Source organism: Chromobacterium sp. FG89 (assembly GCF_057808735.1).
The window spans coordinates 1-302 of sequence record NZ_JBMDIQ010000101.1 but is presented as its reverse complement, the minus strand read 5'-3'; the positions used below and the strand labels follow the sequence as shown (position 1 = coordinate 302).

1 protein-coding gene is annotated in these 302 nt (G+C 66.6%); it reads left to right on the top strand.

Annotated elements, in window-relative coordinates; genetic code table 11:
* The coding region (locus ACODRW_RS24420; protein ID WP_488906942.1) for a DUF2345 domain-containing protein at positions 1-302 on the top strand (302 nt) is incomplete at both ends.

Genomic DNA, 302 nt, shown 5'->3' with positions numbered 1-302 from the left:
AGCAGGCCGACACCATGGAAACCGGGCCGGAAGAAATCGGCCCGGACAACGCCAAGGCCGCCAAGAAGACCGAAGGCCATCTGCAACACCAGGCCGCCGCCTTGAAAGCCTGGGAAGCCGGCTCCAACACCGACAAGGACGGCAAAACCGCCAAGGACCAAGCCGGTCAGCAACCGCTAATCGTGCTGTCCGCGCCGGCCGGCATCGCCAGCCTGAGCCAACAAAGCCAGACCGTGGCGGCGGGGACCAATCTGGACCTGGTGGCGCAGCGGGACACCAACCAAACCTCCGGCCGGCGCTGG